General features: G+C 67.0%; 15 protein-coding genes. 12 read left to right on the forward strand and 3 right to left on the reverse strand.

What is annotated here, in order from left to right:
* Window positions 1-7: 7 nt before the first annotated feature.
* From mraY to ftsA, 9 genes are all read left to right on the forward strand, one after another.
* A complete protein-coding gene (gene mraY, locus ACK4E3_RS11505; RefSeq protein ID WP_409700803.1) occupies window positions 8-1,120 on the forward strand; it encodes a phospho-N-acetylmuramoyl-pentapeptide-transferase in 1,113 nt (370 codons plus the stop codon).
* 3 nt (window positions 1,121-1,123) lie between these two features.
* Window positions 1,124-2,542, forward strand: coding sequence for a UDP-N-acetylmuramoyl-L-alanine--D-glutamate ligase (gene murD / locus ACK4E3_RS11510; protein ID WP_409700806.1), 1,419 nt, complete (start codon window positions 1,124-1,126; stop codon window positions 2,540-2,542).
* The gene (ftsW, locus tag ACK4E3_RS11515) at window positions 2,539-3,717 is read left to right on the forward strand and encodes a putative lipid II flippase FtsW (RefSeq protein ID WP_409700809.1); all 1,179 of its coding nucleotides are present in this window, start codon (window positions 2,539-2,541) and stop codon (window positions 3,715-3,717) included. Before murD ends, ftsW begins: the two co-directional genes overlap by 4 nt.
* Window positions 3,714-4,817 carry an undecaprenyldiphospho-muramoylpentapeptide beta-N-acetylglucosaminyltransferase gene (gene murG, locus ACK4E3_RS11520; RefSeq protein WP_409700812.1) on the forward strand — a complete coding sequence of 368 codons (1,104 nt, stop codon included), beginning with the start codon at window positions 3,714-3,716 and terminating at the stop codon, window positions 4,815-4,817. Before ftsW ends, murG begins: the two co-directional genes overlap by 4 nt.
* A gap of 34 nt (window positions 4,818-4,851) precedes the next feature.
* Window positions 4,852-6,303, forward strand: coding sequence for a UDP-N-acetylmuramate--L-alanine ligase (gene murC, locus ACK4E3_RS11525; RefSeq protein WP_409700815.1), 1,452 nt, complete (start codon window positions 4,852-4,854; stop codon window positions 6,301-6,303).
* The gene (gene murB / locus ACK4E3_RS11530; RefSeq protein ID WP_409700818.1) at window positions 6,300-7,208 is read left to right on the forward strand and encodes a UDP-N-acetylmuramate dehydrogenase; all 909 of its coding nucleotides are present in this window, start codon (window positions 6,300-6,302) and stop codon (window positions 7,206-7,208) included. Before murC ends, murB begins: the two co-directional genes overlap by 4 nt.
* A gap of 88 nt (window positions 7,209-7,296) precedes the next feature.
* Window positions 7,297-8,196: a D-alanine--D-alanine ligase gene (locus tag ACK4E3_RS11535; RefSeq protein WP_409701278.1), complete on the forward strand. Its 900-nt coding sequence runs from the start codon at window positions 7,297-7,299 to the stop codon at window positions 8,194-8,196.
* 101 nt (window positions 8,197-8,297) lie between these two features.
* Complete coding sequence (locus ACK4E3_RS11540; RefSeq protein ID WP_409700821.1) at window positions 8,298-9,077, forward strand: cell division protein FtsQ/DivIB; 780 nt, start codon at window positions 8,298-8,300, stop codon at window positions 9,075-9,077.
* A gap of 13 nt (window positions 9,078-9,090) precedes the next feature.
* Entirely contained in the window at window positions 9,091-10,410 is a 1,320-nt protein-coding gene (ftsA, locus tag ACK4E3_RS11545; RefSeq protein WP_409700824.1) for a cell division protein FtsA, read from the forward strand.
* On the opposite strand, the gene ACK4E3_RS11550 is transcribed toward ftsA, so the two are convergent.
* From ACK4E3_RS11550 to xth, 3 genes are all read right to left on the reverse strand, one after another.
* Window positions 10,411-11,322 (reverse strand): cobalamin biosynthesis protein CbiG, encoded by a 912-nt coding sequence (locus ACK4E3_RS11550; RefSeq protein ID WP_409700827.1) that lies wholly within the window; start codon window positions 11,320-11,322, stop codon window positions 10,411-10,413.
* A 76-nt stretch (window positions 11,323-11,398) separates the two neighbouring features.
* Window positions 11,399-11,953, reverse strand: a complete 555-nt coding sequence (locus ACK4E3_RS11555; protein ID WP_409700830.1) for a hypothetical protein — start codon at window positions 11,951-11,953, stop codon at window positions 11,399-11,401.
* Between the two features lie 5 nt (window positions 11,954-11,958).
* The gene (xth, locus tag ACK4E3_RS11560; protein WP_409700833.1) at window positions 11,959-12,738 is read right to left on the reverse strand and encodes an exodeoxyribonuclease III; all 780 of its coding nucleotides are present in this window, start codon (window positions 12,736-12,738) and stop codon (window positions 11,959-11,961) included.
* A 320-nt stretch (window positions 12,739-13,058) separates the two neighbouring features.
* Here xth and ACK4E3_RS11565 point away from each other — a divergent pair, with 320 nt between their 5' ends.
* The 3 genes from ACK4E3_RS11565 (at window position 13,059) to ACK4E3_RS11575 (ending at window position 15,244) form a co-directional block, all read left to right on the forward strand.
* The gene (locus ACK4E3_RS11565) at window positions 13,059-13,883 is read left to right on the forward strand and encodes a flagellin (RefSeq protein ID WP_409700836.1); all 825 of its coding nucleotides are present in this window, start codon (window positions 13,059-13,061) and stop codon (window positions 13,881-13,883) included.
* 102 nt (window positions 13,884-13,985) lie between these two features.
* Window positions 13,986-14,270 (forward strand): hypothetical protein, encoded by a 285-nt coding sequence (locus ACK4E3_RS11570; RefSeq protein WP_409700839.1) that lies wholly within the window; start codon window positions 13,986-13,988, stop codon window positions 14,268-14,270.
* 140 nt (window positions 14,271-14,410) lie between these two features.
* Window positions 14,411-15,244: a flagellin gene (locus tag ACK4E3_RS11575; protein ID WP_409700842.1), complete on the forward strand. Its 834-nt coding sequence runs from the start codon at window positions 14,411-14,413 to the stop codon at window positions 15,242-15,244.
* The last annotated feature ends 29 nt before the right edge of the window (window positions 15,245-15,273 follow it).

A 15,273-nucleotide genomic window follows, 5' to 3' on the forward strand; every position in this document is an offset into this window, starting at 1 on the left:
AAGCCCGATGTTTTATCTGATCTATCTGGCCTTCGCCGATCTGGCGTCAGACTATCCCCTGCTGAACCTTATGCAATATCAGACGGTTCGCGTCGGCCTCGCGTTGATGACGGCTCTGATTATCGCCGTGGCCATGGGCTCGCGCTTCATCAACTGGATGCGCTCAAAGCAGGGCCGGGGTCAGCCGATCCGTACCGATGGCCCCGAGGGGCATCTGCTGACCAAGCAGGGCACGCCGACCATGGGCGGGCTCATGATCCTGGCGGGTCTGGTGGTGGCCACCTTGCTGTGGGCGGACCTGCGCAATCCTTTCATCTGGATCGTGCTGATCCTGACCACGGGCTATGGCCTGCTCGGCTTTGCGGACGACTATGCCAAGGTCACCAAGCAGACCTCTGCGGGCCTGTCCGGCAAGCAGAAGCTGGCGGCCCAGTTCGCCCTTGCCATCGTGGTGGCCGTGATCGCCGTGACCATGGCCACGCCCTCGCCGACCTCGCCGGGGCTCGAGACCTCGCTGGCGTTCCCGTTCTTCAAGGATGTGCTGCTGAACCTCGGCTGGTTCTACATCGCGTTTGCCGCCGTGGTGATCGTGGGCGCATCCAATGCGGTGAACCTGACTGACGGCCTCGATGGTCTGGCAATCGTCCCGGTGATGATGGCCGCGGCGGCGTTCGGCATCATCGCCTATCTGGTGGGCAACTTCGTCTTCGCCCAGTATCTTCAGGTCCACTTCGTGCCCGGCGCGGGCGAGCTGGCCATCTTCTGTGCGGCCCTGATCGGCGCAGGCACGGGCTTTCTCTGGTACAATGCGCCGCCGGCCAAGATATTCATGGGCGACACCGGCTCGCTGGCCCTGGGCGGCGCACTGGGCGGAGTGGCCATCTCGACCAAGCACGAGATCGTCCTGGCCATCGTCGGCGGGCTGTTCGTGGTCGAGGCGCTGTCGGTCATGATCCAGGTGGCCTATTTCAAGGCGACCGGAAAGCGCGTGTTCCTGATGGCACCGATCCACCACCACTTCGAAAAGATGGGTTGGGCCGAGTCCACGGTCGTGGTGCGCTTCTGGATCGTTGCCGCCATGCTGGCCATGATCGGCCTGTCCACGCTCAAGCTGAGGTAGATCATGATTGCCGTCCCCGGCTTCGAGGGCAGGGCGGTGGCGGTGGTCGGGCTGGGCCGCTCGGGCCTGCCTGCGGCAGAGGCGCTTCGCGCCGGAGGCGCGCGCGTGCGCGTCTGGGATGACGGCGAGGCCGCGCGGCAGGCGGCGGCGGGCGCGGGCTTCGAGGTCACGGACCTGACCGGCACGGAATGGAGCGATCTTGCAGCGCTGGTTCTCTCTCCGGGCGTGCCCCTGACCCATCCCGCGCCGCACTGGAGCGTGGCGCGCGCGCGCGATGCCGGCGTTGAGATCATCGGCGATCTGGAGCTGTTTGCGCGTGCCATGGCGGCCTTGCCCCAGCACGCCCGTCCGCGCGTCATCGCCATCACCGGCACCAACGGCAAGTCGACCACCACGGCCCTGATCGGCTGGCTGCTGCGCAGCGCGGGGCTCAGCGTGCATGTGGGCGGCAACATCGGCATCGGCGTGCTGTCCCTGCCCGCGCCTGTGGCAGGGTCGGTCTATGTGCTTGAGGCCTCCAGCTATCAACTCGATCTGACCGGCAGCTTTGCCCCTGACGTGGCGGTGCTGACCAACATCAGTCCCGATCATCTGGAGCGCCACGGCGACATGGTGGGCTATGTCGCCGCCAAGCAGCGGCTGTTCCGCAACCTGTCGGGCGATCAGGTGGCCGTGTTCGGCGTCGACGACGACTGGAGCGCGGCCATGGCCGAGACCCTGCGCGAGCGCGGCGGGCGGGTCGAGAGCGTCAGCGTCCATGGCCGCCCGGCGGATGTCACCCGCAGCGATCAGTGGCTGTTCGATGCCGGCGAGCCCCTGTTCGATCTGGCGAGCGCGCCTGCGCTGTTCGGTGCCCACAATGCCCAGAACGCGGGACTGGCGTGGCTGGCCGTGCGCGCACTGGGCCTCGGTGACGCCAGCATTGCAGCGGGGCTACGCTCGTTTCCCGGCCTCGCCCATCGCATGGAGGAGGTCGGACGGCTCGGCGGTGTGCGCTTCATCAACGATTCCAAGGCCACCAATGCCGATGCGGCGCGTCAGGCCCTGCAAAGCTTTGCCAGGGTTCACTGGATCGGCGGGGGGCGCGCCAAGAGCGACGGCGCCGTGCCGCTGCTGGATCTGACCGGGCGGATGGCCCATGCCTATCTGATCGGCGAGGCAGCCGCCTCGTTTGCCGATGTGCTGGGCGCGCGCGTGGGCGTCACCTTGTCGGGCACGCTCGAGCAGGCCGTACGCGATGCTTTTGAAGGTGCCGTGAGCGACGCCGAAGGGCGCGCAGGCGAAGACGCGGTAGTGCTGTTCTCGCCTGCCTGCGCCTCGTTCGACCAGTATCCCGACTTCGAGGTTCGCGGCGAGGCGTTCCGCGCCCATGTCGCCGCCCTGGGGGCACGCATGAGCACCGGGGGGAGCGCGTCCCGGTGAACAGCCCCGCCCGCCCCTTCGCCCGCACCGACCGCTCGCTGATCGCCAACTGGTGGTGGACGGTGGATCGGGGCGTGCTGATGGCCGTGCTGGTGCTGATCGTGCTGGGGGTCGCCCTGTCCTTCGGTTCCAGCCCCGCAGCAGCCCAGGCCAGCGGGATCAGCCATGACCCGTTCTATTTTGCCTGGCGCATGGTGATGTTCGCTGCCGCCGGTCTGACCGTCATGTTCGGCGCTTCGCTGCTCTCGCCCAGAGGGGTGCGGCGCATCGCGGTCCTGACCTTGCTGGGCTCGCTGTTTCTCATGATGATGCTGCCGCTGATCGGCGACAATGTGAAGGGCGCGACACGCTGGATCAGCGTCGGACCGTTCGGTCTCCAGCCCTCTGAAATGGTCAAGCCGGCCTTCATCGTCTTTGCGGCCTGGATGTTCTCGGAGTCCCAGAAGGGGCAGGGGATACCGGGCATCACCATCGCCTTCGTGACCCTGCTGATCATCATCGGCCTGCTCTACATCCAGCCCGACATCGGACAGACCCTGCTCATCGTGGCGGTGTTCGGTGCCGTCTTCTTCATGGCCGGCGTGCCGCTCAAGTGGATGGGCGTCATGCTCGGAGCAGCGGTTGTGGGCGGGGCCGCGATCTATGCGACCGTGCCCCATGTGCGAGACCGCGTGGCACGCTTCACCTCTCCCGATCAGGCCGATACCTATCAGATCGACCGGGCCGCCGAGGCCATCGCGGCAGGCGGGCTGGTGGGGCGCGGAGCGGGCGAGGGCGTGATGAAGCGCTCGGTTCCCGACCTGCACACCGACTTCATCTATTCTGTTGCCGCCGAGGAGTTCGGCCTGATCTTCTCGCTGCTGCTGATCGGCCTTTATGCCTTCATCGTTCTGAGGGGTATGAGCCGGGCATTGCGGCTCTATGACCCGTTCGAGCAGACGGCGGCGGCGGGGCTGTTCATGCTGCTGGGCTTGCAGGCCGTCATCAATGTGGCGGTCAATCTGAACCTGATCCCGACCAAGGGCATGACCCTGCCCTTCATTTCCTATGGCGGTTCCTCGATGATCGGCATGGCGCTCACCATGGGTTTTGCCCTGGCCCTGACCCGCAGGCGGGCGGGCGCGTTCGATCCCGGCGAGAGCCCCCTGTTCGAGCGTTTGAGGCGTGGCGGATGACAAAGGCAGACGAGGCTCCCCTCGCAATTCTGGCCGCTGGCGGCACGGGCGGGCATATGTTCCCCGCCGAGGCGCTGGCGCGCGAGCTGATGGCGCGCGGCTGGCGCATCGTGCTGGCCACCGACCGGCGCGGTGAGGTCTATGCCAGCAACTTCCCCTGCGAGACGCGCCTCGATCTGGATGCGGCGACCTTTCGGGGACTGAACCCCGTGCGGCTGGCGCGCGCGCTTGTCAGCAATGCCTCGGGGGTGATGCGCGCGCGCCGTGCCATCAGCGAACTGCGCCCGCGGGTGGTCGTGGGCTTTGGCGGCTATCCCTCGCTGCCGACCCTGATCGCTGCCCTGTCCGCGCGCGTGCCGAGTGTCATTCACGAACAGAATGCCGTTCTGGGCCGCACCAACCGCCTGCTGGCGCCGCACGTCGGTCATCTGGCATCGGGCTTTCCCGTGTTGGAGCGGGCTAGACCTGCCGACCGCCAGCGCAACGAGGTGGTCGGCAACCCCGTGCGCGCGGCCGTGCTGGAGATCGCCGATCTGGACTACCCTGATGCCTCCGGCCCGCTTCGCCTGCTGGTCACGGGTGGCAGCCAGGGCGCGCGCCTGCTCTCGCTGACGGTGCCGAAAGCCGTGACCCTGCTGCCCGAAGCCCTGCGCGCACGCCTGCGCATCGCCCAGCAGACCCGGCCGGAAATCCTCGACGAAGTGCGTGCCCTCTATGACAAGGCCCGCGTGGAGGTGGAGCTTGCGCCGTTCTTCTCGGACATGGGCAGTCGGCTGGCCGAGGCGCATCTCGTGATCGGGCGGGCGGGCGCTTCGACCTGTGCCGAGCTGGCGGTGGCGGGTCGGCCCGCCATTCTGGTGCCTCTGGCCATTGCGGCGGACGATCATCAGCGCCTGAATGCCGAGCACTTGAGACAGGCGGGCGCCGCAGAGGTGATAAGTGAATCCGACCTGACGCCGGAGCATCTGGCCGGGCGGCTCGAGGCCCTGCTCGGCGACAGCGAGGGGCTCAGGGCGCGGGCCTTGTCCGCACGTGGCGTCGCCATGAAGGATGCAACAGCGCGTCTGGCCGATCTGGTCGAGAAGGCCGCCCGGCCATAGTGCAAAGCACGCACGAGCCCGCTATAGCCGCTGGATGATTTCGCGCAGCAAGCTCCGTCCCGTCCCGTTCAAGATCGGCCCAGTCCACTTCATCGGCATGGGTGGCATCGGCATGAGCGGCATCGCCGAGATCATGCTCAAGATCGGCTATCAGGTGCAGGGTTCGGACGCGCGCGCCAGCGCCAACACCGAACGCCTGGAAAAGCTGGGCGCAAGAGTGTTCATCGGCCACGACGCGGCGCACATCGGCGAGGGCGTGTCAGCCGTGGTCTATTCGACCGCCGTGCCTGCGGACAATCCCGAGATGCAGGTCGCGCGCGAGCGGCGCATCCCGCTGGTCCGCCGTGCCGAGATGCTGGCCGAGCTGATGCGCCTGCAGTTCTCGATCGCCGTCGGGGGCACCCACGGCAAGACCACCACCACCTCGATGGTGGCTTCCCTGCTGGATGCGGGCGGGCTCGACCCCACCATCGTCAACGGCGGCATCATCAACGCCTATGGCACCAACGCAAAGGTGGGCGATGGCGACTGGATCGTGGTCGAGGCGGACGAGAGCGATGGCAGTTTCCTGCGCCTGAAGTCCACTGCAGCCATCGTGACCAATATCGACCCCGAGCATCTCGATCACTATGGCGATTTCGATGCGGTGCGCCGCGCGTTCTGCGACTTCATCGAGAACGTGCCCTTCTATGGCTTTGGCGTTGTATGCCTCGATCACCCCGAGGTGCAGCGCATGGTGGCGAGCATCGATAACCGCCGCCTGATCACCTACGGGCTCAATCCTCAGGCCATGGTCAGGGCTGATCGCTGCGAGATGTCGCCGGACGGGGCGCGCTTCGACGTGCTTATCCAGCAGCCCGGAACGGCCGCCCTCGACGAGCCAGAGCGCATCGAGGCGCTGCACCTGCCCATGGCGGGCTGGCACAATGTCTCCAACGCCCTGGCGGCCATTGCCGTGGCCCGCGAGCTGGGCGTGGACAACGAGAGCATCCGCAAGGGACTGGCCGATTTCGGCGGGGTCAAGCGTCGCTTCACCACCACGGGCGTCGTCGGCGATGTGCGCATCATCGACGACTATGCCCATCATCCGGTCGAGATCGCCGCCGTGCTCAAGGCCGCGCGCCAGGTGGTCGAGCGCGATGGCGAGCGGGGGCGCGTCATCGCCGTCGTCCAGCCCCATCGTTACACCCGCCTGCGCGACCTGATGAGCGAGTTCTCGAGCTGCTTTGCCGATGCTGACAGCGTGATCGTCGCCGATGTCTATGCGGCAGGCGAAGCGCCCATCGAGGGCGTGGACAAGCTGGCGCTGGTCGAGGGGCTCAAGCGCTTCGGGCACCGCCGTGTGCAGGCTCTGGACAATGCGGCGGCCCTGCCCCGGCTGATCGCCGAGGAGAGCCGGGCAGGCGATGCGGTGGTGCTGCTGGGCGCGGGCGACATCACGGCGTGGGCCTATGCGCTGCCCGCCCAGCTGGAGGCGCTGGCGTGACCGATCACCTTGAACTGCCCGAAGTGCGCGGCAAGCTGCTGCGCGACGAGCCGCTGGCGCCTTTCACATGGTTCAGGGTGGGCGGGCGCGCGGACGTGCTGTTCCTGCCTGCGGACCCCGAGGATCTGGCCCAGTTCCTCAAGGCGCTTGATCCCGCCATCCCGGTCAGCGTTCTGGGCGTGGGCTCGAACGTGATCGTGCGCGATGGCGGTATCGAGGGCGTGGTGATCCGACTGGCGGGGCGCGCCTTTGCTGGCGTGGAGGTCGAGGGCACCAGGCTGCGCACCGGGGCCGCTGCGCTCGATTCCATGGTGGCGCGGGCCAGCGCCAGGGCAGGGCTGGCGGGCCTTGAATTCTATGCCGGCATACCCGGAACCATCGGCGGTGCCTTGACCATGAATGCGGGCTGTTACGGCACCGAGACGTGCGACGTGCTGGTCTCGGCCTGGGGGCTGAACCGGGCCGGTGAGCGGGTCGACTACCAGCTTGCCGACTTCGGCTACAGCTATCGTCACTCGCAGGCACCGTCCGAGATCATCTGGATCGAGGCCGTGTTTCAGGGGCGTTCCGATGCGCCCGACGCGGTTCAGGCGCGCATCGACGCCATCACCGCGCGGCGCGAGCAGACCCAGCCCATTCGCGAGAAGACCGGCGGCTCCACCTTCAAGAACCCCGAGGGCCATTCCTCATGGAAGCTGGTCGATGAGGCGGGCTGGCGCGGCAGGCTGCACGCCGTGACCGGGGGCGGGGCCATGTTCAGCGAACTGCACGCCAACTTCATGATCAATCCCGGCGAGGCCACGGCGGCCGATCTGGAGGGGCTCGGCGAGGCGGTGAGAGCCGATGTTAAGGATAAATTCGGCGTGGACCTGCAATGGGAAATCAGGCGCATAGGGCGGCCGTGATTCCTCGCCTGTACGTGCCTTTTCCTGACCGCGCCCTGGCGGAGTATCCGGCTTGAAAGCGTTTTCCGATCTTCATGTCGCCGTGCTGATGGGCGGGCTGTCGTCCGAGCGCGAGGTGTCCTTGAGTTCCGGCGAGCAGTGCGCGGCGGCTCTGGAGCGGCTGGGCGCGCGCGTCAGCCGGCTGGATGCGGGGCGCGATCTGGCCCAGCGGCTGGTCGCCCTGTCGCCTGATGTCGCCTTCAACGCCCTCCACGGCGCGTGGGGCGAGGACGGCTGCGTTCAGGGCGTGCTGGAGACGCTTGGCATCGCCTACACCCACTCGGGCGTGCTGGCTTCGGCCCTGGCCATGGACAAGGATCGCTCCAAGGCGGTGCTGGCGGCGGCGGGTGTGCCTGTGCCCGGTGGCGGCCTGTTTGATCGCCGCGAGGTCGCGCGCCGCCATGTGATCGCGCCTCCTTACGTCATCAAGCCCAATGCCGAGGGCTCATCGGTCGGCGTGTTTCTGGTGCGCGATGACAGTGAGGCCCCTGTGGCCGCCGTGGGCGCCGAGGGCTGGACCTACGGCGAGCAGGTGATGGTCGAGCCCTATGTCGCCGGTCAGGAACTGGCCGTGACGGTGATGGGCGAGGCGGGCGGCCCGCGCGCCCTGACCGTGACCGACATCACGCCGGTGAAGGGCTTTTACGATTACGAGGCGAAGTATGCGCCCGGCGGCTCGGTGCACGAGCTGCCCGCGCGCCTGCCCGAAGCGGTTTTCCACAGGTGCCTGCGCCTCGCAGAGCGTGCGCATTCGGCATTAGGTTGCCGGGGTGTGACCCGATCCGACTTTCGTTATGACGATGTTAAGGACGTTCTTGTTCTGCTGGAGGTCAACACCCAGCCCGGCATGACGCCGACCTCGCTCGCGCCAGAGCAGGCGGCCCATGTGGGGATGGGCTATGAAGACCTGGTTCGGTGGATCGTGGAGGACGCCTCATGCCCGCGGTAGTTCGCGGCGGCCGGCGAACAAATTCCAGCCCGCAGAGATCGCGGCCCCAGTCGCGCGCCAGTTCGCGCCCGGCGGGGGGCGCGAAGTCCCGTCGGCCGGAAGTGCCCGGCAAGCTCGCTGCTCTGTCCAGTCTGGACCTGTCGCCGCGCGCGGCAGCGATCGGCCTTGGCGTCGTGGCGATGGTGTGCGCGGGCATCATCTTTACCGGATCGCGGGCCGAGCGCCTGTCGGCCTTTGTCAGCGGCGGTATCAACCAGCAGCTGGCGGCGGCGGGCCTGCAATTGCGCCGCGTGCACATCCAGGGTGCATCCACCGAGGCCAATCGCGCCATCCAGCAGGTTCTGAGCCTGCGCCAGGGCGAGCCCATCACGGCCGTGGACCTCGACATGGTGCGCCAGCAGGTCGAGGCTGTCGGCTGGGTCGAAAAGGCCCGCGTCGTGCGCCTGCTTCCCGACACCCTCGTCATTGCCGTGACCGAGCACGACCGCCTGGCCGTCTGGCAGAGCGGCGGGCGCAATGCCGTCATCGACAGTCAGGGCCGTGTGATCGAGGGCGCTGATGCGGCGCTCTATCCCGAACTGCCACTGGTGGTCGGCGAGGGCGCTCATTTGCAGGCGACCGATGTGATCCGCTCCCTCAGCGAGCGGCCTGACCTTATGCGGCGCGTCGAGGCGATCGTGCGCGTGGACGGGCGGCGCTGGGATCTGCGCCTGCGCGACGGCAGCCTGATCATGCTGCCCGAGGCCAATGTGGATGCGGCCCTGATCCAGCTTGAGGCGCTCGATCAGCGTCAGGGCCTTCTGGGGCGGGGCTTCGAGCGGGTGGACCTGCGCCTTCCCGAAGCGGTGGTCGTGCGCCCGAGAGGGACGGGCCGAGGATGAGGGCAGGGGTGTCATGAGCAGAACCGATCCGCGCCAGAACACGAGGGTTGGAGATACGCGCGCGCCGGTCGTGGCCGCGCTCGATCTTGGCTCGTCCAAGGTTTCCTGCTTCATCATGAAGCCCGAGGGCGTGCGCCATGCCGACCGCACCGTGCGCGTGGCGGGTGCCAGTCACGTTCAGTCGAGGGGCATTCGCGGCGGGGCCATTGTCGATCTGGACGATGCGGCCCAGGCCATCGGCCATGCGGTCGAGCGCGCCGAGCGGGCCGCGGGGGCGCCGGTGTCTGGCGTCATCGTCAGCACGGCCATCGGCCAGATGGTCAGCCATCGCCTCAGTGCCGAAGTCTCGCTGGGCGCGCGACCTGTTGGCGATGCGGACCTGGCGCGCGCCATCGCCTCCGCGCTCGCCCAGCTTCGCGTCAGCGAGCGCCGTCCCATCCATGTCCTGCCCGTCTCGTGGTCGGTCGATCGCGTCGGCGGGATTCGCGATCCGCGCGCCATGAGCGGCTCCAGCCTCGGGCTGGAACTGCTGGTGGTCAGCATGAGCGAGAGCGCGTTCACCTCGCTCAGCCACTGTCTGGAGCTGGCGCACCTTGATCTTCAGGGCGTGGCCGCGGCTCCGGTCGTCTCGGCCCTTTCCGCGCTTGAGGAAGACGAGACGGACCTGGGCTGTGTGTGCATCGATCTGGGCGCGGGCACCACCACCGCCTCGGTCTGGCACGAGCGTGCGCTTGTTCACGTCGAGAGCCTGGGCATCGGCGGCGAGCACGTCACGCGGGACATCGCGCGCGGCCTGTCCACGTCCCAGGCGGGGGCCGAGCGACTCAAGACCCTGCATGGCTCGGCCATGGCCTCGGGCAATGAGGACCGCGAGATGGTCGAAGCGCCTCATCGCGGCGAAGACCCGGACGTGGGGCAGGTCGTGGTGCCGCGCTCCATGCTGAAAACCATCATCGCCTCGCGGGTCGAGGAGACGCTGGAGCTGATGCGCGACCGGCTGCGCGCATCCGGTGCCGGACCTGTGCCGGGCGCAGGCATCGTTCTGGTCGGCGGTGCCAGCCAGCTCAATGGCGTGCGCGAGATGGCGGTGCGCGTGTTCGACCGGCCGGTCAGGCTGGGTCGGCCCCAGCGGGTGCCTCATCTTGCCGATGCCGCCTCGGGCCCGGCCTTCTGCGCGGCCTCGGGCGTGCTGCTCAAGACGGCTTATGGCCCGCGCGAAGCGGTCTCGGCGCGCAAGCTGCTCTCGCGCCAGATCACGGCGGCGGATGCGCCCGGCGTCAGCCGCGGCGGCCTGCTGGCCCGTGCGACGGGCTGGCTGCGCGAGAACCTCTGACTACGCGCCCTCGCGCACGCCCAGTATCCAGCCTTCCTCGCGCTCGACCTGGGCGACCATGGCCGCGTCCACGCCCGCAGGCGGGGCGAACAAAGCGCCCAGCTCGCCTTTCTCGTCCAGCCGCGCAAAGGTCTCGGCGGTGATGCGCACCTGGGCTGCATCCTTGACCTCGCCGGGCTCGGGCGTGATGTCGAACAGCGAGGGCCAGACCTCGACGAACAGGGCGCTCAGGGACTCGACGTCAGAGGGCTCAAGCCCCCGCCAGCCCGTGCCGAACGGCCATACCGCAGCACTCGAACCCATGGCCGTCATCAGGCGGTGAACCGCGGCGATACCCACCAGAGACTGACCGCCCACAGCACCCGCGCCGTGCATCTGCCAGACACTCTTGGGCTGTCTGCGTCCCTTGCGCGCAGCCACCTCTGTGGCGCGGAACTCGGGCAGTCCCGCAAAGCCCGAGGACTTTGTGGTCTTGAGCCAGCGCTGGGCCTGACTGGCCGGACAGCCCCAGAACGGCTCGGGCGCATCGGTCATCAGCCGGTTGATCTTGGCGGCCACGGCAAAGCGGTTGTTGGTGTTGTCGCGCTTGTCCACCACGTTGTCGGCGATGAACTTCCACATTCCGCTCCAGTCAGCCGGACCGAGCTTCAGCTTCTCGGCGGTGCCCTGCGGATAGCCGAGCGCAAAGTCGAAGCCGACCAGGGCGCGGTCGCCGCGCTTGTTCAGGTCGGTCAGGATCGAGGCGATCAGGGCCTCGCCTTCCGCGCGCGTGGCCGGATTGTGAGCCTCATAGGCGAGGCGAAAGCGCACGTCGCGCTTCATCACGCCGACCCACAGCGACTGCTCGCCGGTCTTGCGGCCCTCGCCCGCGGTCCAGTCGGCGATGACATAGGCGTCGAACAGGCGCTTCACGAGAAGCCTCCGGGGCAGGACATTTCAGGGCGAAAGATGGCGGGCTTTTACCCCTCATGGGCGAGGGGCACTAGGGCTAATCGTGCGCAGATCGCTCGCTCTGGCGAGGGGCCATCGGCAGCTTTAGCAGAGCCTCGACATGGGAGAGCCAGCGCCGCCCCAGCCGCATGGCCTCGGCGGGCGAGCCCGTCTCGGTGGGCTTCAGCGCATCCCACAGTGTGAGTTCGAACTCGGGGTTGCGCGGGTCATCGAACATCAGACGCAAGGTGACGGCTTCGGCATCGGGGGCCATCACATCGAGCGCGCGGCGCTGTTCACCGCGCTGCACCCGCGCCACCACATGACCGTCTACAATCATCTCTGCCCCGGCGATCTCGTCGAAGCCATAGACCAGTCCGCTGGCACCCCGGTCCCACAAGACGCAGACCTGCCCGGTCTCGAAATCCAGCCCCGCCGCACGGCCCTCGGCCAGTGAGATGGCGACCGCCTCAAGCTCTGGCCCCAGCGCGCGCACCATGGCGCGTTCAAGGCGGCGACCCGGCTGCATCCACCACGCCAGAGCCAGGCTGAGCGTCGTCAGGGCCGCTGCCGCCAGTGCGATCAGAAGCAGGATGCGCACCATCTCGATCATGGGCTTCAGTCCGCCAGTTCGATGACGACCGGCACATGGTCGCTGGGCTTGTCCATGGCGCGCGCATCGCGGTGGGTCTCGATGGCCGCGAAGCGGTCGCAGGCCTGGGCCGACATCAGGGCGAAGTCGATGCGGATGCCGTGATTCCGCTGCCAGGCGCCGGCCTGATAGTCCCAGAAGGTGAAGGTGCCGGGCGGCTGCTCGCCGACCTCATGGGCATCGAACAGGCCGATGTTCTTCAGGGCGCGCAGGGCGGCGCGGCTCTCGGGCTGATAGAGGGCGTCGTCCAGCCATGCGGCGGGATTGGCGGCGTCCTCGGCCTCTGGAATGACGTTGTAGTCGCCGCACAGAACCAGGGCTTCCTCGTGTGCGAGCAGGGTGCTGGCGTGTCGGCGCAGGCGCTCGAACCAGCGCAGCTTGTAGCCGAACTTGTCCGAGGCGACCGGATTTCCGTTGGGCAGATAAAGTCCGCCCACGCGCACGGGGCGCGGACACTCGATCAGCGCCTCGATGTAGCGGGCCTGTTCGTCGCCGTCGTCTCCGGGCAGGGCGCGGCGCACCTCCGACAGGGGATATTTTGAGAGCAGGGCCACGCCGTTATAGCTCTTCTGGCCGAAGACCTCGACGTTGTAGCCAAGGTCTTCGAAGGCTTCACGCGGGAACTTCTCGTCCACGCACTTGATCTCCTGAAGGCACGCCACGTCTGGCGCATGGGTGCTGAACCACGCCAGCACGGTTTCCAGGCGCGCATTGACCGAGTTCACGTTCCAGGTGGCGATACGCATGAGGAGGCCGGGCTAAAGGATGATCAAGGCGGCAGGCTAATGCGATTTGGGCCTTGAGGCCAAGGTTGTGCGCCGATGCAGCTGCGCGCCCGGCAGAAAATGCCCGGCAGGGGGAAATCTTTGCCGCCCGCCTTCTGGCACCCGGCAGATTCTGCCGCGTCCGAACGCGGTAAATCAGTGATTAACACTTTAAAATCAGTAACTTAATGCACGCTGCGACCCCTCCAGACTGGCGCGCGGCTTGCTAGAGGTATCGATGGGCAAAATGCTCCCGGCAGACAAAACGTCAGCCGGACACCTTGAAAGAAGGACTACGTGCCATGGCGCTGAACAGCGTTAACACGAACGTGGGCGCGATGATCGCGCTCCAGAACCTGCAAATCACCAATCAGGAACTGGCCGTCACCCAATCCCGTATCAACACGGGCAAGAAGATCAATTCGGCCAAGGACAATGGTGCCATCTGGGCGATCGCCCAGGGTCAACGCGCTGAAATCGGTGCTCTGAACGCGGTGAAGGACAGCCTTCAGCGTGGCCAGTCGGCCGTGGACGTTGCCGTTGCTGCCGGTGAGTCGGTCTCCGACCTGCTGCTGCAACTGAAGGAGAAGGCGCTCGCCGCCACGGACTCCTCGCTGACCACCTCGGCCCGCAACGCCCTGAACGAAGACTTCGTCGCCATCCGCAACCAGATTGCGACCGTGGTCGGCAACTCCGAGTTCAACGGTGTGAACCTGCTCAAGGGCACCCAGGGCTTCAACGCTCTGGCGAACGTCGCCGGCGACACCATCGCCATCGGTGTCGAGGACATGTCGCTGTCGGGCTCCATCGTGACCCTGACCACGGCCCAGACCGTTGCCACCCAGACCAACGCCACTGCCGCCCTGGCCGCCGTGGATGCTTCGATCGCCAACGTCTCGGCCGCGCTCGCGCGTCTGGGCACCGGCTCGAAGTCGCTGGGCACCCACCTGACCTTCGTCGGCAAGCTCCAGGACACCCTGGAAGCTGGCGTGGGCAACCTCGTCGATGCGGATCTCGCCCGTGAGAGCGCGCGCCTGCAGGCCTTGCAGACCAAGCAGCAGCTTGGCGTTCAGGCCCTGTCGATCGCGAACTCCTCGACGTCGATCCTGCTCGGACTGTTCCGCTAAGGATCACGCCTGAAAGGCGGCGGTGCCGAGTAGCGTTCCGGCACCGCCTGCCCTTCCGGCCACGACCGGAGGCCACGCCCCTTCTCGGGGCTGGACAGAAGGATGAACGAAGCCGCCAGGATAGGCATCATCAGCACCTCCACCGTCGCCCCGCTCTCGTCGTCTGACGGCAGCGGTTTTCGCGATTCGGATCCCTCGAAGGATGCGGAGCGCCTCGAGCGCTACCGCCTCATCATCGAGAAGGTCCCCGACCGACCGGGCTATGTCTACAAGACCCTCGACCGCGTGACCGGCGAGGTCGTGGCCCAGTTGCCGCGAGAGGAAGTGCTGAGGCTGCGCGACCAGCCGGATTATGTGACGGGCAAGCTGATCAACACCCGCATCTGATCCGCACGAGATAGCCGACCCACAACCGTGTGAAGCGCGCTTCACACGGCAAAATGCTTTGAGGGGTTAACGGCGGCGTTAACCATACGCACACGACTCACCGTCTAGCTATTAACCATATAGCCAGAGAAGGTGGCCCCATGACGTCGAGCGTTCACACCAACACATCCGCCCTGATCGCGCTTCAGAATCTGAACAAGACCAATGAGCGGCTGGCCGACGTGCAGGGCCGGATCAACACCGGTCTCAAGGTTCAGGGGGCCAAGGACAACGCCTCCATCTGGGCCATCGCCCAGGGCCAGAGGGCCGACATGGGCGCGCTGGCAGCGGTCAAGATGAGCCTTGATCGCGCCACCTCCATCGCGGACGTGGCGCTGGCGGCAGGCGAGAGCGTCTCGGACCTGCTGATCCAGCTCAAGGAAAAGGTGGTCGCGGCCAACGACTCCTCGCTGAAGACCCAGTCGCGCGAGCTGCTGAACGCGGACTTCCAGGCGATTCTGCGCGCCATCGGTCAGGCGATCAACAATGCGACCTTCGACGGGGCCAATATCCTGAACGGTGCCCTGACCAACGGCATCCAGTTCCTGGCCAATGCCGAAGCCAATGCCTTCGTGACGCTGGGCGCGCGCAACCTCAGCCTCGGCGGCGCGATCATGGAAATCTCGAACGCCGACAGTCTGCTGACCATGACCGGCGCGACCACGGCCCTGTCGCGGCTCGACAACTCGATCGCCCAGCTCAATGCTGCACTCGGCGAGATCGGCTCTCAGGCCAAGCAGATCGCTGCGCACAACACCTTCGTCTCCAAGCTGATGGACACGCTGGAAGCAGGGATCGGCAATCTGGTCGATGCGGACCTTGCCCGCGAGAGTGCTCGACTGAACGCCCTTCAGGTGCAGCAGCAGCTTGGTGCCCAGGCCCTGTCCATCGCCAACCAGGCGCCCCAGATCATCCTGTCGCTGTTCCGCAGCTAGGGCTCGGCGCGCGCGTCGCAGGGTTTTCT

Source organism: Brevundimonas sp. (genome assembly GCF_046299595.1).
GTDB lineage: Bacteria > Pseudomonadota > Alphaproteobacteria > Caulobacterales > Caulobacteraceae > Brevundimonas.